Origin of the sequence: Bradyrhizobium sp. CCBAU 51745 (assembly GCF_028128715.1) — a bacterium.
GTDB classification, from domain to species: Bacteria; Pseudomonadota; Alphaproteobacteria; order Rhizobiales; family Xanthobacteraceae; genus Bradyrhizobium; species Bradyrhizobium manausense.
In genome coordinates this window covers 72,737-94,109 of record NZ_LBJP01000077.1, presented here as the reverse complement: position 1 = coordinate 94,109, position 21,373 = coordinate 72,737, and the positions used below count along the sequence as shown (strand labels likewise).

General features: G+C 65.3%; 21 protein-coding genes. 13 read left to right on the top strand and 8 right to left on the bottom strand.

Features of this window, described 5'->3' with window-relative positions:
- Positions 1–58 precede the first annotated feature (58 nt).
- The 5 genes from XH98_RS20455 to XH98_RS20435 are packed head-to-tail and all read left to right on the top strand — an operon-like array spanning position 59 to position 4,179.
- Positions 59–496, top strand: a complete 438-nt coding sequence (locus tag XH98_RS20455; RefSeq protein WP_271599324.1) for a cupin domain-containing protein — start codon at positions 59–61, stop codon at positions 494–496.
- Positions 493–1,320 (top strand): cysteine hydrolase family protein, encoded by an 828-nt coding sequence (locus XH98_RS20450; protein ID WP_271619697.1) that lies wholly within the window; start codon positions 493–495, stop codon positions 1,318–1,320. The genes XH98_RS20455 and XH98_RS20450 overlap by 4 nt, the downstream gene beginning before the upstream one ends.
- Complete coding sequence (locus XH98_RS20445; RefSeq protein WP_271619696.1) at positions 1,317–2,702, top strand: FAD-binding oxidoreductase; 1,386 nt, start codon at positions 1,317–1,319, stop codon at positions 2,700–2,702. The genes XH98_RS20450 and XH98_RS20445 overlap by 4 nt, the downstream gene beginning before the upstream one ends.
- A 1-nt stretch (position 2,703) precedes the next feature.
- Positions 2,704–3,288, top strand: a complete 585-nt coding sequence (locus tag XH98_RS20440; protein ID WP_271619695.1) for an NAD(P)H-dependent oxidoreductase — start codon at positions 2,704–2,706, stop codon at positions 3,286–3,288.
- A 45-nt stretch (positions 3,289–3,333) separates the two neighbouring features.
- Entirely contained in the window at positions 3,334–4,179 is an 846-nt protein-coding gene (locus XH98_RS20435; RefSeq protein ID WP_271599320.1) for an alpha/beta hydrolase, read from the top strand.
- On the opposite strand, the gene XH98_RS20430 is transcribed toward XH98_RS20435, so the two are convergent.
- A complete protein-coding gene (locus XH98_RS20430) occupies positions 4,180–4,974 on the bottom strand; it encodes a creatininase family protein (protein WP_271619694.1) in 795 nt (264 codons plus the stop codon).
- Between the two features lie 263 nt (positions 4,975–5,237).
- On the opposite strand from XH98_RS20430, the gene XH98_RS20425 reads away from it, so the two are divergent.
- From XH98_RS20425 to XH98_RS20405, 5 genes are read left to right on the top strand one after another with little or no spacing between them, the layout of a single operon-like run.
- Positions 5,238–6,224 (top strand): ABC transporter substrate-binding protein, encoded by a 987-nt coding sequence (locus XH98_RS20425; RefSeq protein ID WP_271619693.1) that lies wholly within the window; start codon positions 5,238–5,240, stop codon positions 6,222–6,224.
- 41 nt (positions 6,225–6,265) lie between these two features.
- Positions 6,266–7,114: an ABC transporter ATP-binding protein gene (locus XH98_RS20420; protein ID WP_271619692.1), complete on the top strand. Its 849-nt coding sequence runs from the start codon at positions 6,266–6,268 to the stop codon at positions 7,112–7,114.
- A complete protein-coding gene (locus tag XH98_RS20415) occupies positions 7,111–7,911 on the top strand; it encodes an ABC transporter permease (RefSeq protein WP_271619691.1) in 801 nt (266 codons plus the stop codon). The genes XH98_RS20420 and XH98_RS20415 overlap by 4 nt, the downstream gene beginning before the upstream one ends.
- The gene (locus tag XH98_RS20410) at positions 7,908–9,266 is read left to right on the top strand and encodes an amidohydrolase family protein (RefSeq protein WP_271619690.1); all 1,359 of its coding nucleotides are present in this window, start codon (positions 7,908–7,910) and stop codon (positions 9,264–9,266) included. Before XH98_RS20415 ends, XH98_RS20410 begins: the two co-directional genes overlap by 4 nt.
- 18 nt (positions 9,267–9,284) lie before the next feature.
- Entirely contained in the window at positions 9,285–10,316 is a 1,032-nt protein-coding gene (locus tag XH98_RS20405) for an aromatic ring-hydroxylating dioxygenase subunit alpha (RefSeq protein WP_271599314.1), read from the top strand.
- 43 nt (positions 10,317–10,359) lie between these two features.
- Here XH98_RS20405 and XH98_RS20400 read toward each other — a convergent pair whose 3' ends face one another.
- Genes XH98_RS20400 through XH98_RS20370 form a run of 7 tightly spaced genes read right to left on the bottom strand, consistent with a single transcriptional unit; the run spans position 10,360 to position 18,278 of the window.
- Entirely contained in the window at positions 10,360–11,739 is a 1,380-nt protein-coding gene (locus XH98_RS20400; RefSeq protein WP_271599313.1) for an amidase, read from the bottom strand.
- Positions 11,740–11,742: 3 nt separating this feature from the next.
- Positions 11,743–12,249 carry a VOC family protein gene (locus tag XH98_RS20395; RefSeq protein WP_271599312.1) on the bottom strand — a complete coding sequence of 169 codons (507 nt, stop codon included), beginning with the start codon at positions 12,247–12,249 and terminating at the stop codon, positions 11,743–11,745.
- A gap of 12 nt (positions 12,250–12,261) precedes the next feature.
- A complete protein-coding gene (locus XH98_RS20390; RefSeq protein ID WP_271599311.1) occupies positions 12,262–13,464 on the bottom strand; it encodes an FAD-dependent oxidoreductase in 1,203 nt (400 codons plus the stop codon).
- A complete protein-coding gene (locus XH98_RS20385; protein ID WP_271599310.1) occupies positions 13,465–14,580 on the bottom strand; it encodes a ring-opening amidohydrolase in 1,116 nt (371 codons plus the stop codon). It lies immediately after the preceding gene.
- Positions 14,577–16,922: a xanthine dehydrogenase family protein molybdopterin-binding subunit gene (locus tag XH98_RS20380; RefSeq protein WP_271619689.1), complete on the bottom strand. Its 2,346-nt coding sequence runs from the start codon at positions 16,920–16,922 to the stop codon at positions 14,577–14,579. Before XH98_RS20380 ends, XH98_RS20385 begins: the two co-directional genes overlap by 4 nt.
- Positions 16,919–17,410, bottom strand: a complete 492-nt coding sequence (locus XH98_RS20375) for a (2Fe-2S)-binding protein (protein ID WP_271599308.1) — start codon at positions 17,408–17,410, stop codon at positions 16,919–16,921. The genes XH98_RS20380 and XH98_RS20375 overlap by 4 nt, the downstream gene beginning before the upstream one ends.
- A complete protein-coding gene (locus XH98_RS20370) occupies positions 17,400–18,278 on the bottom strand; it encodes an FAD binding domain-containing protein (protein ID WP_271599307.1) in 879 nt (292 codons plus the stop codon). The genes XH98_RS20375 and XH98_RS20370 overlap by 11 nt, the downstream gene beginning before the upstream one ends.
- Before the next feature lie 198 nt (positions 18,279–18,476).
- Here XH98_RS20370 and XH98_RS20365 point away from each other — a divergent pair, with 198 nt between their 5' ends.
- The 3 genes from XH98_RS20365 to XH98_RS20355 are packed head-to-tail and all read left to right on the top strand — an operon-like array spanning position 18,477 to position 21,344.
- Positions 18,477–19,310 (top strand): ABC transporter ATP-binding protein, encoded by an 834-nt coding sequence (locus XH98_RS20365; protein WP_271599306.1) that lies wholly within the window; start codon positions 18,477–18,479, stop codon positions 19,308–19,310.
- A complete protein-coding gene (locus XH98_RS20360) occupies positions 19,300–20,223 on the top strand; it encodes an ABC transporter permease (RefSeq protein WP_333932405.1) in 924 nt (307 codons plus the stop codon). The genes XH98_RS20365 and XH98_RS20360 overlap by 11 nt, the downstream gene beginning before the upstream one ends.
- Positions 20,223–21,344, top strand: coding sequence for an ABC transporter permease (locus XH98_RS20355; RefSeq protein ID WP_271599305.1), 1,122 nt, complete (start codon positions 20,223–20,225; stop codon positions 21,342–21,344). Before XH98_RS20360 ends, XH98_RS20355 begins: the two co-directional genes overlap by 1 nt.
- The last annotated feature ends 29 nt before the right edge of the window (positions 21,345–21,373 follow it).

Below are 21,373 nucleotides of genomic sequence, written 5' to 3'. Positions count from 1 at the left end.
GGCTCGTCACGTGCAGGCCCCGCACGGTCGAGCCGACCGCAATCAGGAGTCCTCCTTCATGGCGTTCAGCGTCGCAAACCTCGCCCAGTCCAAGGCCTTCCGCATCTCGCCGACTGACACCAACTATTTCGTGATGCTGTTCGATCATGAGAGCGACCGGATCGACAACATCTTCGTCATCGAAATCTTCCGGCCTGGCGGTGCGACGCCGCCCAATGAACATGCGGCCGCGCACGAATTCTTCCATGTGCTGCACGGCGAAGGCATCGCGCGCTGCGACGGCAGGACAGTGCCGATCAGAAAGGGCGACTCGCTGCTGCTGCATCCCGGCTCCGAGCATGTGATCGAGAACACCGGGGCCGGCAAGCTGTATTGCCTGACGGTGATGACACCGAACGAAGGCTTTGCCGAACTGATCCGCGGTGGCGAACCGGTCGAGGTCGAGCCCGATGACATTGCTGTGCTGCAGGGGCGCGATCTGGCGGTTCAACGATGACAAACACCCGCCTCCATCAGGTCGACGATCTCACGCCACTCGGCGCCAGCGCGCGCAATCGCTGGTCCGTTTCCGCGACCCAGGCAAATCTCGTCAGGCCGCCGGTCGTGCCGCAGCCAGTCACGATCGACGCCGGCGCCAAGCTCGTGACCTTCGATCTCGCGCGCACCGCCATCATCGTCATCGACATGCAGAACGACTTCTGCCATCCCGACGGCTGGCTTGGCCACATCGGTGTCGACGTGACGCCGGCACGCGCGCCGATCGCGCCGCTGCAGCGGCTGTTGCCGGTGCTGCGCGATGTCGACGTGCCCGTGATCTGGCTCAACTGGGGCAACCGGCCCGATCGGCTCAACCTCAGCCCGGCTCTGCTGCATGTCTACAAGCCGTCCGGCACGGGCGTCGGCCTCGGCGACCGGTTGCCGGGCTCCGGCGCGCGGGTGCTGGAGCGCGGCAGCTGGTCGGCTTCGATTGTCGAAGAGCTGACCGTCGAATCCACCGACATCCATGTCGCCAAATATCGCATGTCGGGGTTCCAGGACACCGAACTCGACAGCATCCTGCGCAACCTCAATGTCACGACGCTCTTGTTTGCGGGAGTCAATGCCGACCAATGCGTGCTGTGCACGCTGCAGGACGCCAACTTCCGTGGCTACGATTGCATGCTGCTGCGCGACTGTGCGGCCACCACTTCGCCGGACTACTGCATGGCTGCGACCATCTACAACGTGAACCAATGCTTCGGCTTCGTGCTGGAGTCGCCCCTCCTTGCCGCTGCCCTCGCCGGCCGTGGGCCGCGATCGCCGAGGTCAAGCGCGCCATGAACGATCTCACGCCCTTTGACATCGCCTCCAACCGGCATCCCTCGACGGACAGACTGGCATCGCTGCTCGCCGCTCTCGGCGATATCCCTGTCGTGACTGATCCCACCATCGTGCGCCGGCGCTCGCGCGATTTCTTCTGGTACAGCCCGGTCCTCAACGATCAGCTCAACGGCAAGTCTGCCGATCTGATCGTCGCGCCGCGCGACGAGGCCGATGTCGTGCGCGTTGCCGCCGCCTGCGCACGTCACCGCGTGCCACTGACGGTGCGGGCCGGCGGCACCGGCAATTATGGCCAGGCCGTGCCGCTCGCCGGCGGCGTGCTACTCGACATCACCGCGCTCGACACAATCGAATGGATCAGACCGGAGCAGATCCGTGTCGGCGCCGGCGCCAAAATGAATGCGATCGACGCCGCGACACAGCCTTCGGGCTATGAGCTGCGCATGCATCCCTCCACCAAGCGCACCGCCACCATCGGCGGCTTCGTCGCCGGCGGATCCGGTGGCGTCGGCTCGATCACCCATGGCGGCCTGCGCGAGCCCGGCAACATCCTCGCCGCGCGCATCGTCACCGTGGAGCCGGAGCCCCGCGTCATCGAACTCCGCGGCGATGCAGCGCAGAAGATCAACCGTGCTTACGGCACCACGGGTATCATCACCGCGCTCGAGATGCCGCTTGCGCCGGCATGGCCATGGATCGACGTGGTGGTCGCTTTCGACCATTTCACGGACGCGGTCGAATTCGGCCACACGGCGGCCCTTTCCGACGGGATCGTCAAGAAGCTGCTGTCGCCCATCACATGGCCGCTGCCGTCCTATTTTGGCGCGCTGAGATCCTGCTGTCCCGAGGGCAAGAGCATCCTGATCGCGATGATCGCCGAGCGCTCGATGCAAGACTTCAGGAATTTGCTCGGCGGCCGCGGCACCATCACCCTGGAGATGCCGACCGACGATGGCCCCGGCAAGGTGCCGCTGTACGAATACACCTGGAACCATACCACCCTGCAGGTGCTCAAGAGCGATCGCACCGTGACCTATCTGCAATGCCTGTACCCCCATGACCAGCTGCTTCAGAAGGTCGAGGAGATGCGCACGATGTTTCCGGACGAGGTGCTGCAGCATCTCGAATTCATCCGTTTCAACGGCCAGCTGACCTGTAGCGGGCTGCCGGTGGTGCGGTTCCGCGACGCGGATCGGCTGAACGAGATCATCCGCCTGCACGAGGCGCACGATGTCCATATCGCCAATCCGCACGTGTACACGGTCGAGGACGGCAGCCGCTACAAGCGCGTCGATGTCGATCAGCTCGGCTTCAAGCGCGAGGTCGATCCCTACGGCCTGCTCAATCCAGGCAAGATGCGCAGCTTCGTGGCGGAGCCGTGACGTGCGCGTGCTGTACGTCTATTGCCATCCGCTGGACGACAGTTTCCATGGCGCGATCCGTCGCGAGGCACTCGCCGTACTCACGCAGGCCGGGCATGCGGTCGACCTGCTCGACCTCTATGCGGAGGGGTTCGATCCCGTGCTGACAGCCGAGCGGCGGCGCGACTATCACGATCCCGCGCGCAACCGTGCCAACAATCAGGCCCATGTCGACCGGCTGATGGCGGCAGAGGCGTTGGTGGTGCAGTTTCCGACCTGGTCGTTCGGTCCGCCGGCCATGCTGAAGGGCTGGTTCGACCGGATGTTCGGCCCCGGCATCGCGATGGACCTGTCCGACCCGGCACATGTGAAACCCCAGCTCCAGCACATCAGGCGCATCAACGGCATTTCGACCTACGGCCGCCCACGCTGGAAAGCCATCGCCATGGCCGATCCGCCGCGCAAGATCGTGACGCGCTACCTGCCCTGGTTCACTGGCTTCAAGGCCAAGGTGCGCTATCATGCGCTGTACCATATGAACATTGCGACCGCAGTCAGGCGCCGCCGCTTTCTCGCGGAGGTCCGCCGAGCGATGGAGCGGCTCTGAGTTGCTCGCTGCGGATTCGCAACCAACGGCATTCAAGGACATCTCATGGCGACGATCTTCGGCGAGACGAACTGGCGCTCGATGAGCCAGGAGCAGCGCGACCTCGGGCTCAACAACAGCGCCGCCGTCCCTGGCAGCGCCGAGCTTGTCGCGAGCTGGGAGCAGCGCTCGGCCGCCGTGCGGGACAAGCATCCCGCGCATCTCGACTTGAGATACGGTCCACGCGACCGCAATCGAATTGACTTCCTGAAGGCGGCCGATGGCGGACCGACGCTGGTGCTGATCCACGGCGGCTACTGGCAGATGCGCTCGAAGGAAACCGTCACCTGGTTTGCCGAAGGACCGATGGCTCACGGCATCAATGTCGCGCTGATCGGCTACACCCTGGCGCCGGAGGCGACCCTGGACGAGATTGTTGCCGAGATCCATCGGGCTCTCGACGCGCTGGTTGAACGACTTCCGGCGCTCGGTGGCGACCCTGACCGTATCGTCGTGTCCGGCTGGTCGGCCGGCGGACATTTGGCGACGATGGCGCTGTCGCATCCGAGCGTCAAGGCGGGGATAGCGATCAGCGGGATCTTCGACCTCGAACCGATCCGCCACAGCTTTCTCAACATCAAGCTGAAACTCGACGAGGCGATGTCGCGGCGCAATTCACCGCTGCTCCACGCGGCAGGCCCTTCGGTGCCGCTGGCGCTGGTCGTCGGCGCGGCTGAACTGCCGATGTTGCGCCAGCAGACCGCCGACATGGCTGCCCACCGCGCCATCAATGGATTGCCGGTGAGCTATGAGGAAATTCCCGGCGCCGACCACTTCTCGATCATGCTCACGCTCGGCTCGCCGACCGGCCGGATCACGACCCTGATCCGGCAGCTGTTCGAGCGCGGTTGATCAGCGCGGCAGGTTCGCCGCCTTCACGTCGTACAGGAGTTTGATGAATTCTCGCGCGGCGTGCTCGGCGGTCAGACGACCCTTCTCGGCGGTGGCCTTGTGCGCTTCGCCGACCGCGCCGTCGGGATTGAGGTCGCCGGCGATCCAGGCATAAGCGATGAATCCAGTCGGCCTGAGATGGTCGAACGCCGCTTCGTCGTCCTCGGCAACAGACCGGAAGTCCTGTGCGCGCGCCATGTCGACCAGTTCGGGGCGGAAATGCAGCATCAGCGAGGTCTCGACGTCACCGCCGTGAATGCCGAATTTCAGCTCGCGTTCGCTGTAGAGGCCGGCCGGCTTGCCGAGCCGCGACCAGGCAGATTTGACCACCAGCATGTCGGCGCGCACCCGCAATTCGCGCGCGACAATGCCCATCACCTCGTCATTGCCGCCGTGCGAGTTGACGATCACGAGCTTGCGCAGGCCGGCGCGCGCGACCGATAGTCCGAGCTCGGTCCAGGCCTCGATCAGCGTGGCCGCCGGCAGGGTCAGGGTGCCGGGCCTGCGCAGATGCTCGTTGGATTTTCCGACCTGCTGGATCGGCAGGATCCGGATATTGAGGTCATCGGGCAATCGCTCGATCAGTGTCTCGAGCATACCACGATTGATCGCAGCGTCGACGCCGACCGGAAGATGCGGCCCGTGCTGTTCGATGGCAGCGATCGGCAGCACGGCGATGGTGCTTTCCGGATCGAGGCTTTCGAATTCACGCGAGGCGTATTCGTCCCACCAGACCCGGCGGCGTGGCTTGTCCATGTTCGGCTCCTTTCACGCCGCACCGCGCCGTTGCGGTGCGCACGACCATGATGTCGACTATGGCATCACAGAGCCGTTGACAATGGTGTGCGAAGCCGCGTTCCCCGGGCTTTTGTGCGTTGCCTAAAAGGCAACGTATGCCTCGAATCAAAATGCTTCCGGATGACACACGGCGCGTGCATCTTTTGCATTGCCGGGAACGCTGCACCGGGATTCCGCCCGCCATCGGAATTCCACCCGATCGAAATCACACCGAGGTTGCCATGAACGCCTTCATGACCATCGTGTCCCGAGCCCTGCTCGTTGCCGCGGCTTGCGCGGCCTTCGTCGCCCCGTCGACCGCCGCCGACAAGGTGACATTCCTGACCAGCTGGTTCGCGCAGGCCGAGCATGGCGGCTTCTACCAGGCCAAGGCGACAGGGCTGTATGAGAAAGCCGGGCTCGACGTCACCATCAAGATGGGTGGACCGCAGGTGAATGGATCGCAGCTCCTCCTGGCCGGCGAGACCGACTTCATGATGGGCTACGACATCCAGGTGCTGAAGGGCCGCGAACAGGGGCTGCCGCTGGTGACGGTGGCGTCCTCGTTCCAGTTCGATCTGCAAGGCATCATGGCCCATGACGACGTGGCAGATCTCGCTGCCCTGAAAGGCAAGCCGATCCTGATTTCTGGGTCGGCGCGGACCACGTTCTGGCCGTGGCTCAAGGCCAAGTATGGCTACACCGACGACCAGATCCGCGCTTACACGTTCAACCTGCAACCGTTCTTCGCCGACCCCACGGTGTCGCAGCAAGCCTATCTCTCGTCCGAACCGTTCCAGGCGCAGCAGCAGGGCGTCAAGGTAAAATACTTCCTGTTCGCCGACGGCGGCTACCCGCCCTACGGCTCGACGATCGTGACCACTGAGAAGATGCTCGCCGAGAAGCCCGATGTGGTGGCGCGCTTCGTCAAGGCCTCGCTCGAGGGCTGGCGCGACTATCTCAAGAACCCCGAGCCGGGCAACGGCCTGATCAAGGCCGACAACCCGAAAATGACCGACACCCAGATCGCATTCGCGATCGACAAGCTGAAACAGACCAAGGCACTCGATGGCGGAGATGCCGCCATCGGCGGAATCGGCATCATGACGACAGCGCGATGGAAGCAGACCTATGACTTCCTGGTCGCCGCAAACCTGCTCGATCCAAAGACCGAATGGCAAAAGGCGTTCACCGATCGCTTCGTCAAGGATCTGAAGATCGGCTTCTAGTGCAGCGACCCCGTGACGATGCCCCAACGAAGACGCCTCGCATGAACGCTCCCTTGCCCAGCGACCCCCTGGACGCCCACACCGCGCGTCACGCCGGCGATCGTCCGCCGGCGGTCGAAGTGCTGTCCGCGGAGAAGGTCTTCGCCAACGGTACCCGTGCCCTGGCGCCGGTCGACCTCACGATCGCCGAGGGGGAATTCCTCACTTTGATCGGCCCGTCCGGGTGCGGCAAAAGCACATTGCTCAAGCTGATCGCCAATTTGCTCCAGCCATCGGACGGACGGATCTTGTGGTGGCGCGGCGATTTCGGCCAGGTCGGCCAGAGCGGTCGCGGCTTCGCCTTCGTCTTTCAGGAGCCGACCCTGATGCCTTGGGCGCGGGTCGACACCAATGTGCGGCTGCCGCTGGATCTCGCAGACGTGCCACGCGGCAAGGCCGATCCGCGAGTCAGCGACGCCATCGCCAGGGTTGGCCTCTCCGCCTTTGCGCGGCATTACCCGCGCCAGCTCTCCGGCGGCATGAAGATGCGGGTGTCGATCGCACGCGCGCTCGCCACCGAGCCGAACCTGCTGTTGATGGACGAGCCATTCGGCGCGCTCGATGAATTCACCCGCAACAAGCTCGATGACGATCTGATCAAATTGTGGTGGGAACGCAAGCTGACCACGGTGTTCGTCACCCACTCGATCTATGAAGCCGTGTTCCTGTCGACCCGCATCGTGGTGCTCGCCGCCAACCCGGGCCGCATCTTCCGCACCATGACCATCGATGAACCGCAACCCCGCAGCCAGGAGTTCCGCGACAGCGCCCGGTTCGCCGCCTATTGCCGCGAATTGTCGACCTGGCTCGCCGAAGCGTCGTTGCCGTCGGCAACGGGAGCTGCGCCATGAGGCCGCTGCTGCAATCGGAGACTTTCGTGCGAATCGCAGCACCGCTCGCGGTCGGCGTGGTGCTGCTAGCGGTCTGGGAAATCGGCTGCCGCCTCGGCTCGATCCCGGTCTATCTGTTTCCGAAACCGAGCGACATCCTCGCGAGCCTGATCAAGAACGGTCCGTCGCTGCTGCGCGCACTGCTGATCACCTTGCGCATCACGCTACAGGCGTTCGCCGCCGCGGTCGTGCTGGGAACGCTGATCGCGTTCATGTTCGTGCAAAGCCGCGCCATCGAGATCAGCCTGTTTCCCTATGCGGTGCTGCTGCAGGTGACGCCGATCGTGGCGATCGCGCCGCTGATCATCATCCTGGTGAAGAACACGCAACTCTCGCTGACGGTGTGCGCGACGCTGGTGGCGCTGTTTCCCATCATTTCCAACACCACGTTGGGCCTGCGCAGCGTCGATCCGGGGCTCGCGAGCTACTTCCGCATGAACCGAGCCACCCGCTTGAAAACCCTGGTGCGGCTGCGGATTCCCGGCGCTTTGCCGTACTTCTTCGGCGGCCTGCGCATTTCCTCCGGGCTCGCGTTGATCGGCGCAGTGGTCGCCGAGTTCGTCGCCGGCACCGGCGGCCGCTCATCGGGACTCGCCTACGAAATTCTCGACGCTGGATTCCAGCTGGACATTCCCAGGATGTTCGCCGCACTGTTCCTGATCACCGTAACCGGAGTAGTGCTGTTCGGCGCGATGGTGGGACTGTCCAGGCTCGCGCTGTCGAACTGGCACGAGAGCGAGATCGGAGCCGAAGCATGAGCGCATTGCTGATCGAGAACGCCGAGGGGATTTTCACCGGCCTCGCCGGCGACGCGATGCGCACCCGGGGATCGATCCGGATCCGCGACGGCGTCATCACGGCGATCGGCGCGCTCGCGCCGGAGAGCGGCGAACGAACGCTGGATGCTTCCGGTTGCGTGATCTATCCCGGGTTGATCTCAACCCACCACCACCTGTTCCAAAGCGTGTTGAAGGGGGTTCAAGCCGGCATCAATCAGCCGCTAGCCGGCTGGCTGCGGTCGGTGCCCTATGCCTATTGGTCGAAGATCGACGAGGAGGCGTTGGCGGTCGCGGCCCGCATCGGCCTTACCGAGCTGCTGCTGTCCGGCACCACGACCGTGGCCGATCACCACTACCTGTTCAGCGATACCTATCGTTTCGATCCGGCGGCGGTGATCTTTGAAGTCGCCCGCAGCCTCGGGCTGCGGCTGGTGCTTTGCCGCGGCGGCGGCACCAGGACAAGCCATGTCGGCGGCGGCGACGGAGCACCGACGCCGATCGAACCGCTCGAGCGCATGCTGGCCTCGGTCGAAGCCTGCGCCCAGCGTTTTCATGACCCCTCTCCTGCCGGTCTCACCAAGGTTGCGATGGCACCGACCACGCCGACCTGGTCACTGGACCCGGGTGAGCTTCGCGAAGTGGTCGCCGCCTCGCGGCGCATGAAGCTGCGGCTGCACAGCCACCTGTCGGAGACGTCGGACTATGTCGACTTCTGCATGTCGGTGCACGGCAAACGCCCGGTGCACTGGCTCGCCGACCACGACTGGCTCGGCCCCGATATCTGGTACGCGCATATGGTGCATCTCGACCATGACGAGGTGAAGATTCTCGCCGACACCGGCACCGGCATGGCGCATTGCCCGCAGTCGAACTGCCGGCTCGGGTCCGGTGTCGCGCCGGCCGACGCCCTCGCCGCGCTCGGCGGCGCGGTGTCGCTGGGCGTCGACGGTGCCGCCTCAAACGAGGCCGCCGACATGGTCTGCGAGATGCACAGCGCCTGGCACACCCATCGCGCGGTGAAGGGGGCGAATGCCGTCACCGCCGAAAAGGTCGTGCATTGGGCCACCGCCGGCGGCGCCCGGGTGCTGGGCCTGCCGCATATCGGCACGCTTGCGCCCGGCCAGCAGGCGGACATCGCCGTGTTTGATCTCGACCAGCCGCGCCATTTCGGCATGCATGATCTCCTGGTCGCACCGGTGACGTGCGGCGGCGCCCGCGTGCGTCATCTGCTGATTGGCGGGCGGACCGTCGTTGACGACGGTGCCATCCCCGGCGTCGACCTTGCTCGACTTCGATCGGACGCTGCGCGCGTCGTGACGCGCATCGCCGCCTGAATTTTCGGGAGACACCTCATGCTGGTCACCAAACAACCGGTGCTTCGCCGCTTCTGGTACGCGATCATGCGGATCGAACAGCTCGAGGGCGGGCCGCAGCCCTTCACGCTGCTCGGTGAGCCGATCGTGCTTTTTCTCGATGCCAAGGGTGAACCCGCGGCGCTGGAGGATCGCTGCTGCCATCGCACCGCGAAGCTCTCCAAGGGTTGGTGCCGCAACGGCAACATCGTCTGCGGCTATCACGGCTGGGAATACGATCGCGATGGCAGGCTGGTCATGATCCCGCAATTTCCATTCGAGCAACCGATCCCCGACGCCAAGGCGCGCGCGTTCCGCACGAAGACTCGCTACGGTTACGTCTGGGTGGCGCTGGACGAGCCGCTCCGCGATATTCCCGACATTCCGGAGGACGGCGATCCCGCCTATCGCCGCATCTTCCAGTTCTACGATACGTGGAACACCGCAGCATTACGGCTGATGGAGAATTCGTTCGACAACGCGCATTTCGCCTTCGTGCACAAGAACACGTTCGGTGACATCGACCAACCGCGGCCGGAGAAATACGAGATCGTCGAGACCGATTACGGCTTCGAGGCGGAAACTCTTGTCACCGTCAAGAACCCGCCGGTCGCGGCGAAGATCTCCGGCACAACGGAACCCTATACCAAGCGGCACATGCGCAACAAATGGTTCATGCCGTTCTGCCGCCGGCTCGACATGGAATATCCCTCCGGCATCCGCCATATCATCTTCAACTGCGCAACGCCGATCGCCGACGGCAAGATCCAGGTGGTGCAGCTCCTGTTCCGCAACGACACCGAAGCGGACTGCTCGACGCAGGAGCTGATCGATTGGGATGCCGCGATCATCGCAGAAGATCGCGACATCCTGGAATCGACCGACCCGGACGCGATCGTCGACATGGGGCGCAAGATCGAGAAGCACATGCCATCCGACCGTCCCGGGATGTTGATGCGCAAGCGCCTGCTCGACCTGCTGCACGAGCATGACGAGGAAGAAGTTCCGAAGCCGGTCGCCGTGGCACAGTGACTGCTGATGTCCGCCGTTTGCCGAGTGGTTACGCACCAGCCCGTCAGAGCGAATTCGGCCATCGGTGCACGAACAGCCGGCCTTCAGTTTCTCGAGCAAATTTCACCAGCGGGCCATCATGATCGCGGCCCGCGATCACTTGAAGTCCGACAGGAAGCGCGCCGTCGGGGATGACACAGGGAAGCGACATGGCAGGCAGGCCGAGCGCGTTCACGATCGCCGTGAACACGGCATGGCCGCGCGGTCCGACCGGCTGGCCGTCGATGACGGGGGGATGGGATTCGGCGGCCGGCCACGGCATCGCGGCGGCGCACGGCGTGATCAGGAAATCGTACTGCGCGAACAACGCATCGAAAGACCGGCGCAAGGCTGCGACCTGGTCAAGTGCATTGAGATAGTCGCGCGCCGACAGGCGGCGCCCGGCCGCCTCCATCTCGGCGATGGCGGGACTAACCTGGCCCTGCCAACCCGGATGCTGTTCCAGGAGCCAGGCGACCCCGGTCTGGCTGATCACGGGCCACACCGCATCAAGCGGATCGGCCAGCGTGAACGGTGAGAGGGTCTCAACGTCGAGGCCGAGCGAGCGAGCCTGCGCGATCGTGCGTTCGATCACGTCGCGAATGAAGGGGTCGACGGGCGCTCCGCCAAATGTCGGCGCATAGGCGATGCGCGGCCGTGGCGGCAACGGCGCAGCCAGGAGGCGCGGCCACGCCGGCGCAGCGATCACCTCCATGGCTGCGAGAACATCCTCGACGCCGCGTGCGATCGGGCCGATCACCTCGAACTCACCCAGGATGGCCGGAAAACCTTTGCCGCGCACCACGGTGTCGCGCGAGGGCTTGAAGCCGACGAGGCCGGTATGAGCGGCCGGGCGCCGGATCGAGCCGCCGCCGTCGGTGCAGAGCGCGAACGCGCACATGCCGGTGGCAACCGCCGCCACCGCACCGCCGCTCGAACCACCCGGTGTCAGGGCCGGATCCCAGGGATTGCCGGTGGTGCCGAACAGCGCATTGTCGGTGTAACCGTGCACGGTGAATTCGGGCACGTTGGTCTTGCCGAGGATGATGGCGCCGGCCTCGCGCAGCCGGCGCACCGGCAATTCGTCCTCATCGGGCACGAAGTCGGAATAGAGCTTCGACCCCCAGGTTGCGCGCAGCCCCGCGACGAGGATGTTGTCCTTGACCGTAACAGGCACGCCGTCGAGTGCGCTTGCGGGCTTGCCGTCGCGCCAACGCCGCGCGCTTGCATCTGCGGCGGCGAGCGCGCCTGAAGCATCCAGCGTCACGACCGCATTGAGGCGCGGATTGGTCGCGGCGATGTGCGAGAGCGTCGCCTCGACCACCGCGCGTGGCGAAAGGCCATCCGCAAAGGCGCGCGCGAACTCACACGCCGACATGGCCCAGAGCGGAGCGCGATCGTTCATGGATCAGCCGAGTTTCGGGTAGGTCGCCTTGTCGAAGAAGCTCGCGCCCGCGACATATTTGCGGCCCGGCGACACGTCCGGCTTCTCCTCGCCTTCGCCCGATGATTCGAAGGTCAGCTCGAGCTGCACGCCGGAGGGATCGTAGACGAAAAGCTGCCACAGCGAGGTGCCGGGCACGATGAATTCGCGCCAGTCGAGGCCCGCGGCCTTGAAGCGCGCCACATAGGAGCGATAGCCCGAGCAGGACAGCGAGACGTGATCGATCGCCGCCGTGCCTGATGGCGCCTTGCCTTCGGGGCCGAGCGCGGGGCCGCCGGCATAGACGTGGATGATGCCGAGCCCGCCCGGCTGGGGGCAGCCGAGCCAGGCACCGGGATAGCCGAAATCGGGCCGGGGAAATTCGCGCAGCCCGATGATTGCGGTCCAGAACGTCTTGGTCGCGGCGAGATCATCGGTCTTGATCGCAATGTGATAGAGACCATGGACAGTCGCGAGCGGCAGATCGGTCATCTCAATATCTCCTCACGCTTGCCCGCCGTCGATCGGCGGGCCGATTTGACGATACAGCGCCTTCAGATTGTTGCGAAACGGCTCGCCGCTCTTCTTGCGCGTGCCCGCGACCGGATCTCCGCCGGCGAGAATCGTGTCGCTCGCGGCCAGCGACAGCTCCATCACGAAGCGCATGCGATCAGACCGCAGCGCCTCGATCTCCGCAAGCCACGCCGCGACGTCACGCACACCGCCCTGATGGCGTTGCGTGATCAGCGCGGCCGCACAGGCGGCATCCTCGATCGCCTGGGTCGCGCCCTGGCCGAGCGTCGGCACCATGCCATGGGCGGCGTCGCCAAGATAGAGCACGTTGCAGTCGGCGGCGCGGTAGAGCAAAACATGCTCCTGCATCCGCGCCCAATGGGTGTCGGCGACGCCATTGCAGAGCTGATCGATCAGCCAGCGCGCCTGGTCGCTCGGCGGCGCCTCGGCCGGGGTATAGGCGGCGCGCAGTGCATCAGGCGCCTTGCGGGCCTCGGGGATCTCCCCCTGGATCGGGAACGTGCCGGCCAGATAGACGTGATCCGGCGGCACGCGGAACGCCAGCAACCGGTTCGGTCCATTGAACCATTGCTCATAATCGTCGATCAGGCCGCGCGAGGTGTCAGGCACCAGGAGGCGCGAGATCGCAACGCCCGTGAGGCGCACCGGCACTTCGCCGGAGATGGTCCGCCGCACATCGGAGTAACGGCCGTCCGCCGCAATCAGGAGATCGATGCCGTCAAGCCGATGCTCGCTTCCATCCTGGCGCCAGGCAAGTCTCGTCTTGCGCGGATCGGCGGCATCGCGGGCGATATGCGTGATCTCGCAGCCATAGGCGACGCTCGCGCCGGCTGCCTCGCGCAACACGCGGTAGAGCTCCGACCAGCGGATACGCCAGCCCGGCCCATCGGCAACGTCCTTGAGCGGCAGATCGAACAGCACGGTGCCGTCGGTGAGCGATATCCGCCAATTGGCCCAGACGAAGCTCGCCGCGGTGATGCGCGCGGCAAGCTCCGGATCGACCGCACGCAGCGCCTTCACCGCGTTCGGCCCGACATTGAGCCCGGTGCCTGCTTCAGAGTGGTCGTCGCGGCTGACCCGCTCGAGGCAGACGACTTCGACGCCGTCGAGCGCTGCAAGCCGCCGCGCCATCACGCATCCCGCGACGCCAGCGCCGATGATGACAATCCGCATCTAGCCAGCCCCTTCCTGCGATGCGATCACGGCGATCAGGCCGCCGCCATCCGGCCCCTGATGCTCGGCGCCTCCAGACACGAAAATGCGTCCATCGCCGATCACGCCGGCCACGAGGCCGGCAACCGCACCTCTTATGTGCCGCTGCGCGTTGATATCGGTGTCGTCGAGCATGGTGTGGCGATGGCCGCGGATCCGGCCGCGCCGGTCCGGCTCGCATTTGACCAGCACCGAGGCAATGCGCGCCCAGTCCGCGGCGGACACCTGCGGGCTGGCCGCGATGCCGAGATCGGCGAGCACGTCGACCACCGCTCCGATATCGAGCGCATCGCTCATGGGCCGGTGCGCGATGCGCAAATTGCCCGCCCAGTTCGGGCTGTTGCCGAGCACCACGACCTCGTTGCTTTCGACCTCGACGCCCGAGGAAATGCTGGCACGCGGCGACTGGATCGAGAAATCGGCGAGCAGCGACGCATCGGTGAAGTCATCCGCCCCGATCTCGGACAGGGCGAGCGCGACGCCAAAGGCGCCGGCGGCGCGCGCAAAGGCCATCGACTTGTTGGGATCGCTGGTGAGCGGTGTCTTGCCGGCGGCGATGGCCGCCGTCGCCCGCGCCACCGTCACGCAGGGGCATTTCACCTGGACGAAATGCACGTCCTCAATCCGTTCGATTCCGGCGTCACTCATTGCGGCACGCACGGTCGCCGCCACGCTCTCGACATGGGCGCGCCGGCCGACCTCTTCGGCCGCCACCGGAGCGCTGAAGGCAGTCCCGATTGCCAGCGCGGACGGATGGTGCTTAGCGGCTTCGCTCTCGCTGACACAGAAGACGCTGTAATGCGGGCTCATCACCCCCTCGGTGCCACCGGAGAGCACGCAGGGGATCTCGCGGATCAGCTCGGCGGCCGGCCGGCCGAGATGCTTCGACAGCAGCGCCATCAGCGTCTGGGTGAAGTAGCCGCGGGTAAAATCGTTGACGCCGCCATTGCCTTCGGTCTTGCCGATGATGGCCGCGACGTCGGCCGCCTTGATCGTGCCGCGCACGATCAGATCATCGAGTTCTGAGAGGTCGCCGGGATGGGCCATCGACAGGCGAAACACGCGTGCTGTTCTCATGCGTCCTCCTGTCGTGTCAGCTCGAACAGCCGGCTCGGGCTCAGCGGAATTTCGAGCAGCTCGACCTTGCGCGAGGTGAGCTGCAGCGCATCCTCGATCGCCTGCGCGAACACCGCACCCACCGGGATGGCTCCCGCCTCGCCCGCGCCCTTGATGCCGAGCGGATTGAGCGGCGACGGCGTCACCGTATGGTCGAGCTCCATGCGCGGCACGTCGAGCGCGGTCGGTAGCAGATAATCGGCGAGCGAAGCGTTGAGGAGCTGGCCCTGATCGTCGAAGGCAAGCTTCTCGAAGAAGGCATTGCCGATGCCCTGCGCTACGCCGCCGTGGATCTGGCCTTCGAGGATCATCGGATTGATCACCGTGCCGCAGTCATGGACCACGACATACTTGAGCACCTTCAGCTCGAAGGTCAGCGGGTCGATCTCGACGATCGCGGCATGAACGCCGTTGGCGGTCGCGCCGGAGGGCGGACCGAAATATTGCGTGGATTCGAGCCCCGGTTCGGTGCCCGGCCTCACCGCACCGCGCATCGGATTGGCGCGCTGCGCGAGTTCGCCGAGGCGGATGAACTTTCCTGGAATCCCCGCGATCGACACTTTTCCGTCGGCAAGGACGAGGTCCTCCTCGGCGCATTCGAAGGCGTCGGCCGCGAGCTTCAGGGCCTTCCGCCGGACGGCGGCCGACGCCTCGCTGACGGCGTTGCCGGCCACCACGGCACCCCGGCTCGCAAAGGTCCCGGCGCCCCAGTAGAACTGGTCGGTATCACCGGTGACGATATCGACATCGGAAGGATCGACGCCGAGCTGGTCGGCGACGATCTGTGCGAAGCTGGTGAAATGCCCCTGCCCCTGGGTGCCGATGCCGGTCGCAACGTTCACCTTGCCGTTGGCTTGCACCTGCACCTTGGCGCCCTCATAGGGGCCGATGCCGGTGCCCTCGACGTAGCAGGCGACGCCGATGCCGACGCAGCGTCCCTCCTCGCGAAACTTCGGCTGCTCCTCCTTCAGGAAGCGCTGATATCCGATCGCGTCGAGCGCCTTGGCGAGAACAGGCTCGTAATTGCCGCTGTCGTAGCTGAGCGGCGCAAAGTCCTGGAAGATGATCTCGTTGTTGTATGGAAAGGCGTCTGGTGGAATCAGGTTGCGCCGCCGGATCTCGGCGCGATCGATGCCGAGCTCCCGCGCGGCCAGATCGAGCAGCCGCTCGATCACGAAAACCCCGTGCTGCCTGCCGGCGCCGCGATAGGGCGTGACGATCGGCAGATTGGTGAAGACGGCCGTGAACGTGCTGTCATAGGCCGGGATCACGTAGGGGCCGAGCAGCGTGCACTGGCTATTGATCGGTACCGTCAGGCCGTACGTATTGTAGGCGCCGGTGTCGTGCAGGAAGACGTCCTTGACGCCGAGGATGCGGCCGTCGGCCGCGAGCGCGATTTCGGCGTCGTGAATCTGGCCGCGCTCGTGCGTGGTTGCGACGAAATGCTCGAGCCGGTCCTCGATCCATTTGACCGGACGGTTGAGCCGCATGGAGATCCACGGCAGCGCCACCTCTTCCGGGTAGAACATCATGATCTTCGGCCCGAAGCCGCCGCCGACGAAGGGCGCGATGACGCGCACCTGCCGCTCGCCGAGGCCGAGCATGGCGGCAAGGCCGTTGCGGATGAACACCGGCGCCTGGGTCGTATCCCAGATCGTCATCTGCTGGCCGCGCGCATTCCAATGCGCGACCACACCGCGGGTCTCGATCGGCGAGGAGATGCCGTGCTCGTAGCGAAAGCGGCGCTTGAGGATGATCTGCGCGTTCGCGGCGGCCTTGCGATAGTCGCCCTTGACCTGGTGGACATGGGCCGCGACATTCGAGCCGAGGTCGTCATGGACCGGCGTCGACGAGGCCGTCAACGCCTGCTCGATGTCGACGACCGCAGGCAGCGTCTCCAGCTCTACATCGATATCGTCGAGCGCGTCCTCGGCGAGGTAGCGGCTCTCTGCGACGACAACAGCGAGCGGCTCGCCGACATAGCGCACCTTGTCCCTGGCGAGCGGCACCTGAGTGCGCGGATTGAAGGTGCTTCCCGGAATCGGCGGGGGCTGCACCAGAAGCGGACCGGGCTGCCAATAGTCGCCATAGTCCTCCGCAACATAGACCGCGACGACGCCCGGCCGCTTTCTCGCGCGCGATACGTCGATGTGCTTCAGGCGGGCATGCGCAACCTGGCTGCGCAGGAAGGCGACATGCAGCATTTCAGGCAGCTCGACATCGTCGATGAACAGCGCCTGGCCGGTCAGGAGCTTCCTGTCCTCGTTGCGCTTGACCGGCGCGCCGAAGAAGCGGGTGCTCATGGCGCCTCCTCCCGCATCCGCGCGGCCGCATCCATCATCGCATCGACGATGTTCTGATAGCCGGTGCAGCGGCAGAGATTGCCTGACAGCGCCTCTCGCACCTCGTCCTCCGACGGCGATGGATGCTCGTCCAGATAGGCCGTCATGGTCATCAGGATCCCGGGCGTGCAATAGCCGCATTGCAGGCCGTGATGGGCGTGCATCGCCTGCTGCACCGGATGCAGCTCGCCGCTCGCAGACGCCAGCCCCTCGACCGTCGCAAGCGCGTGGCCGTTGGCCTGCACCGCCAGCATCAGACAGGACCGAACCGGATCACCGTCGAGAAGGATGGTGCAGGCCCCGCACACGCCGTGCTCGCAGCCGACATGGGTGCCGGCGAGCCCCAGCTCGTGACGCAGGAAATCGGACAGCAGCAAGCGCGATTCCACCGTGCGCCGATAATAGGTGCCGTTCACCGTGAGCTCGATCTCGTGGTAGTCAGGCTGCATGGCTGATCCGTTGATGAGCAGTGCGGATGGCGCGCTGGACCAGCACGCCGGCCACATGCCGCTGGTAGTCCGGGCTGGCGTGAACGTTGCCCGACGGCGCGATGAGGTCCCGCACGCCTGCGGCGACCCCTTCGACCGCATCGCCCGTCACACGGCTGCCGATCATCGGCAATGCTGCGGCACCAGCATCCACCGGCGTCTCGCCGACGCCGCAGAGCGCGAGCCGCACGCTGGCGCAGCGGCGCTCCTCGTCCAAGGACACGACGGCCGCTACGCCTGCAATGGCAAAATCGCCGCGGCGGCGCGCGATTTCCATGAAGCAGGCGCCGCTGCGCGGGGCCAGGACCGGATAAGTGACATCGACCAGCATCTCGTCGCTGGCGAGGTCGGTGGTGAGCAGGCCGGCAAAGAAGTCGGACGCCGCCACCGTTCGCTCGCCCGCTGCCGACCTGATCCGCATCCTGGCCTGCATGGCGATTGCGAGCGCCGGCAGCTCCGATGCCGGATCGGCGTGGGAGAGATTGCCGCCGATGGTGCCGCGGTTACGAACTTGCGGATGCGCGATATGCGGCAGTGCGTCAGCGAACAGCGGACAGCTCCTGAGGAACTCGCCATCCCGCTCGAGCCCCCTGTAGCGCGTCAAGGCACCGACCCTGACCTGCCCCGCCTCCGGACGATCGATGCCGGAGAGGCTCGTGAGCGCGTTGATATCGATCAGCACCGAAGGCCGCGCCAGGCGAAAATTCATCGCCGGGATAAGGCTTTGGCCGCCTGCGAGAAAGCGTGCTTCGTCGCCATGTTCGGCCTTCAGCGCGAGCGCGTGGTCGAGCGACGATGCCAGGACATATTTGAATGGGGCAGGCTTCATAGGGCTCGCATATCGAGGGCTCGCGCGCTTGTTGCGAAAGCGAACACGAAACTATCTGCTGTGAACAAGGCAAGTCAAAAGTCACCCGCGCGTCAATTGCTTCGAAATCAGACAAAAACCTGCTTATTATGCACTTCGCCTGCGTAAAGATTGGGCGCGCCACGACAAACCGCTTTTGCGACAATATTTCGCATCGCCATGCCAAAGCCAAGTCTCTCCCTATCAGACGAACCGATCGCGGACCCCCGACCGGGGCGGCTCGTCGTCGACGCCCAAAACATCTCGCTGACCTTCGACACCGCCGACGGCCGGGTCGAGGCGCTCTCCAACGTCAATCTGCAAGTCGCCGAGGGCGAGTTCGTCTCCTTCATCGGGCCGTCCGGCTGCGGCAAGACCACGATGCTGCGGGTGATCGCCGATCTGCAGCAGCCTTCGTCCGGCACGCTCACGGTGAACGACATGAGCGCGGAAGCGGCGCGGCTTGCCCGCAGCTATGGCTATGTATTCCAGGCACCGGCGCTGTTCCCATGGCGAACCATCGAGAAGAACCTGAAGCTGCCGCTGGAGATCATGGGCTATTCCGAGATCGAGCAGCAGCAGCGCGTCGAGCGCTATTTGTCGATGGTCAACCTCACCGGCTTCGAGCGCAAATTTCCCTGGCAGCTTTCCGGCGGCATGCAGCAGCGGGTCTCGATCGCACGCGCCTTGTCGTTCGATCCGGCGCTGCTGCTGATGGACGAGCCGTTCGGCGCGCTCGACGAGATCGTGCGCGATCACCTCAACGAGCAGCTCCTCCAGCTCTGGAAGTCGACCGGCAAGACCGTGCTGTTCGTGACCCATTCGATTCCGGAAGCCGTATTCCTGTCGACCAGGATTGTCGTGATGTCGCCGCGCCCGGGCCGCATCATCGACGTCATCGACTGCGATTTCCCGACCGACCGTTCCCTGGAAATCCGCGAGACGCCGGAATTTTTGAAGGTGGCGCAGCGCGTGCGCAATGGCCTGCGCGCGGGGCACTCCTATGACGAATAGCGCGCTCGCCCTGCCCTTGCGTCCCGCGCGCACGCTTCGGGATCATCCCCTGGTCACGCGTTACGCGCCTGTGCTTGCCATGGTGCTGGCGCTTGTCGCGATCTGGTATGTCGCGGCCGTCGCCATGAACTGGTCGCTGGTCCGCGACGGCTTCGAGCGCGAAGAGACACCCTATACTATGAGCGACGTGCTCGCCGGCACCATGGATGCCGAGCGGCCCTTGTTGCCGGCCCCGCACCAGATCGCGGCCGCCTTCCTCGATTCCGTCTTCGGCTATCCGCCGCTGGCGCCGCGCAGCCTGGTCTACCATTCGCTGGTGACGATATCGGCGACCCTGCTCGGCTTCCTGCTCGGCGCGCTGTTCGGGATCGTGCTGGCGCTGCTGATCCTGCACAGCCGCGTGCTGGAGCGCAGCCTGCTGCCCTGGATCATCTGCTCGCAGATGGTGCCGGTGCTGGCGTTGGCGCCGATCTTCATCGTGGTGCTGGGGGCGCTCGGACTGCACGGGCTGCTGCCGAAGTCGATCATCTCGGCCTATCTCTGCTTCTTTCCCGTCACCATCGGGATGGTGAAAGGCTTTGCCTCACCCGATCCGCTCCAGCTCGAACTGATGCGAACGTGGTCGGCGACACCGCGGCAGGTGCTGTGGAAGCTGCGCTGGCCGGCATCGGTGCCTTATCTGTTTGCGAGCCTCAAGGTCGCCGTGACGATTTCGCTGATCGGCGCCATCGTCGCGGAATTGCCGACCGGCGCGGAAGCCGGCATCGGCGCACGGCTGCTTTCCGGCTCCTATTACGGCCAGACTGTGCAATTGTGGTCGGCGCTGGTCGCCGCCGCCGTCCTCTCCTCCGCCTTGATCGCGCTGATCGGAATGATCGAACGCGCCGTCGGCCGGCGCATGGGAGTGCATTGATGGATCCGCGCAAGCTGAGGCTGGGATTCATCGCCGCGACCGCCGCGCTGGCGCTCGCCTTCGTGCTTCCGCTCGCGCCGCAATCACCGCCTTTGTCGGCTTATGCCGTCGTCCGGTCCATTGTCGGCGCAGCCGCCATCTTGTTCCTGCTGGCCGCCTGGCTGTCGGATCAGCGGGCGACCATTCCCGGTCTTGCCGGCGCGACGCTCGCCGCCACCGCGTCGCTGGTCCTGCTGGACGATGCGGCCGTGGCCGGGACCGCTCGTGCCGGCTTCTGGATGATCGTGATGGCGTGCTGGCTGTCGGCGGCACTCGGTGTGGTCAATCTCGCCGGGACGCATCAACCCCGGGGCAGACGGCGGCGCGTGCTCGATCTGCTGGTGCCGCTGCTGTTCGGCCTCACCGTGTTCTATCTCTGGGAGGTCGCGGTGCGCGGCTTCGGCGTGCCGGCCGTGCTGCTGCCGTCACCGAGCGCCGCGGCGACGAAATTCGCCCATTCGCTGCCGATCCTCGGCGCCGACTTCGTCCAGACCTTCATACGCGGCGTGCTGGCAGGCTACATCATCGGCTGCGGCGCCGGCCTTCTGGTTGCGATCCTGGCGCACCGCTACGCCTTCCTCGGCCGCGGGCTGCTGCCGCTCGGCAACTTCTTTTCGGCGCTTCCGCTCGTCGGCGTCGCGCCGATCATGGTGATGTGGTTCGGCTTCGACTGGCCGTCGAAAGCCGCCGTGGTCGTGCTCGTGACTTTCTTCCCGATGCTGGTCAACGCCATCGCCGGGCTGAATGCGGCCGGCCATATCGAGCGCGACCTGATGCGCTCCTACGGCGCCACCCATGCCCAGGCGCTGGCCAAGCTGCATCTGCCGGCCGCGCTGCCTTTCATCTTCAACGCGCTCAAGATCAACGCCACGCTTGCCCTGATTGGCGCGATCGTTGCAGAGTTTTTCGGAACTCCGACACAGGGTATCGGATTTCGCATCTCCACCGAGGCCGGCCGCATGGCCATCGACATGGTCTGGGCGGAGATCGCGTTGGCCGCCCTCGCCGGAATGGCTTTCTACGGCTTTGTCACGCTGGCCGAACGCGCGACAACGTTCTGGCATCCGTCCTATCGGACCTAGGTCGGCGAGGTCCACGTTGAATTTGGAGT

What these genes read in the sequence shown, in the direction of transcription:
- XH98_RS20455 (WP_271599324.1), top strand. Translation starts at nt 59, where the DNA reads ATGGCGTTCAGCGTCGCAAACCTCGCCCAGTCCAAGGCCTTCCGCATC.
- XH98_RS20450 (WP_271619697.1), top strand. Translation starts at nt 493, where the DNA reads ATGACAAACACCCGCCTCCATCAGGTCGACGATCTCACGCCACTCGGC.
- XH98_RS20445 (WP_271619696.1), top strand. Translation starts at nt 1,317, where the DNA reads ATGAACGATCTCACGCCCTTTGACATCGCCTCCAACCGGCATCCCTCG.
- XH98_RS20435 (WP_271599320.1), top strand. Translation starts at nt 3,334, where the DNA reads ATGGCGACGATCTTCGGCGAGACGAACTGGCGCTCGATGAGCCAGGAG.
- XH98_RS20430 (WP_271619694.1), bottom strand. Translation starts at nt 4,974, where the DNA reads ATGGACAAGCCACGCCGCCGGGTCTGGTGGGACGAATACGCCTCGCGT.
- XH98_RS20425 (WP_271619693.1), top strand. Translation starts at nt 5,238, where the DNA reads ATGAACGCCTTCATGACCATCGTGTCCCGAGCCCTGCTCGTTGCCGCG.
- XH98_RS20420 (WP_271619692.1), top strand. Translation starts at nt 6,266, where the DNA reads ATGAACGCTCCCTTGCCCAGCGACCCCCTGGACGCCCACACCGCGCGT.
- XH98_RS20415 (WP_271619691.1), top strand. Translation starts at nt 7,111, where the DNA reads ATGAGGCCGCTGCTGCAATCGGAGACTTTCGTGCGAATCGCAGCACCG.
- XH98_RS20410 (WP_271619690.1), top strand. Translation starts at nt 7,908, where the DNA reads ATGAGCGCATTGCTGATCGAGAACGCCGAGGGGATTTTCACCGGCCTC.
- XH98_RS20405 (WP_271599314.1), top strand. Translation starts at nt 9,285, where the DNA reads ATGCTGGTCACCAAACAACCGGTGCTTCGCCGCTTCTGGTACGCGATC.
- XH98_RS20400 (WP_271599313.1), bottom strand. Translation starts at nt 11,739, where the DNA reads ATGAACGATCGCGCTCCGCTCTGGGCCATGTCGGCGTGTGAGTTCGCG.
- XH98_RS20395 (WP_271599312.1), bottom strand. Translation starts at nt 12,249, where the DNA reads ATGACCGATCTGCCGCTCGCGACTGTCCATGGTCTCTATCACATTGCG.
- XH98_RS20390 (WP_271599311.1), bottom strand. Translation starts at nt 13,464, where the DNA reads ATGCGGATTGTCATCATCGGCGCTGGCGTCGCGGGATGCGTGATGGCG.
- XH98_RS20385 (WP_271599310.1), bottom strand. Translation starts at nt 14,580, where the DNA reads ATGAGAACAGCACGCGTGTTTCGCCTGTCGATGGCCCATCCCGGCGAC.
- XH98_RS20380 (WP_271619689.1), bottom strand. Translation starts at nt 16,922, where the DNA reads ATGAGCACCCGCTTCTTCGGCGCGCCGGTCAAGCGCAACGAGGACAGG.
- XH98_RS20375 (WP_271599308.1), bottom strand. Translation starts at nt 17,410, where the DNA reads ATGCAGCCTGACTACCACGAGATCGAGCTCACGGTGAACGGCACCTAT.
- XH98_RS20370 (WP_271599307.1), bottom strand. Translation starts at nt 18,278, where the DNA reads ATGAAGCCTGCCCCATTCAAATATGTCCTGGCATCGTCGCTCGACCAC.
- XH98_RS20365 (WP_271599306.1), top strand. Translation starts at nt 18,477, where the DNA reads ATGCCAAAGCCAAGTCTCTCCCTATCAGACGAACCGATCGCGGACCCC.
- XH98_RS20360 (WP_333932405.1), top strand. Translation starts at nt 19,300, where the DNA reads ATGACGAATAGCGCGCTCGCCCTGCCCTTGCGTCCCGCGCGCACGCTT.
- XH98_RS20355 (WP_271599305.1), top strand. Translation starts at nt 20,223, where the DNA reads ATGGATCCGCGCAAGCTGAGGCTGGGATTCATCGCCGCGACCGCCGCG.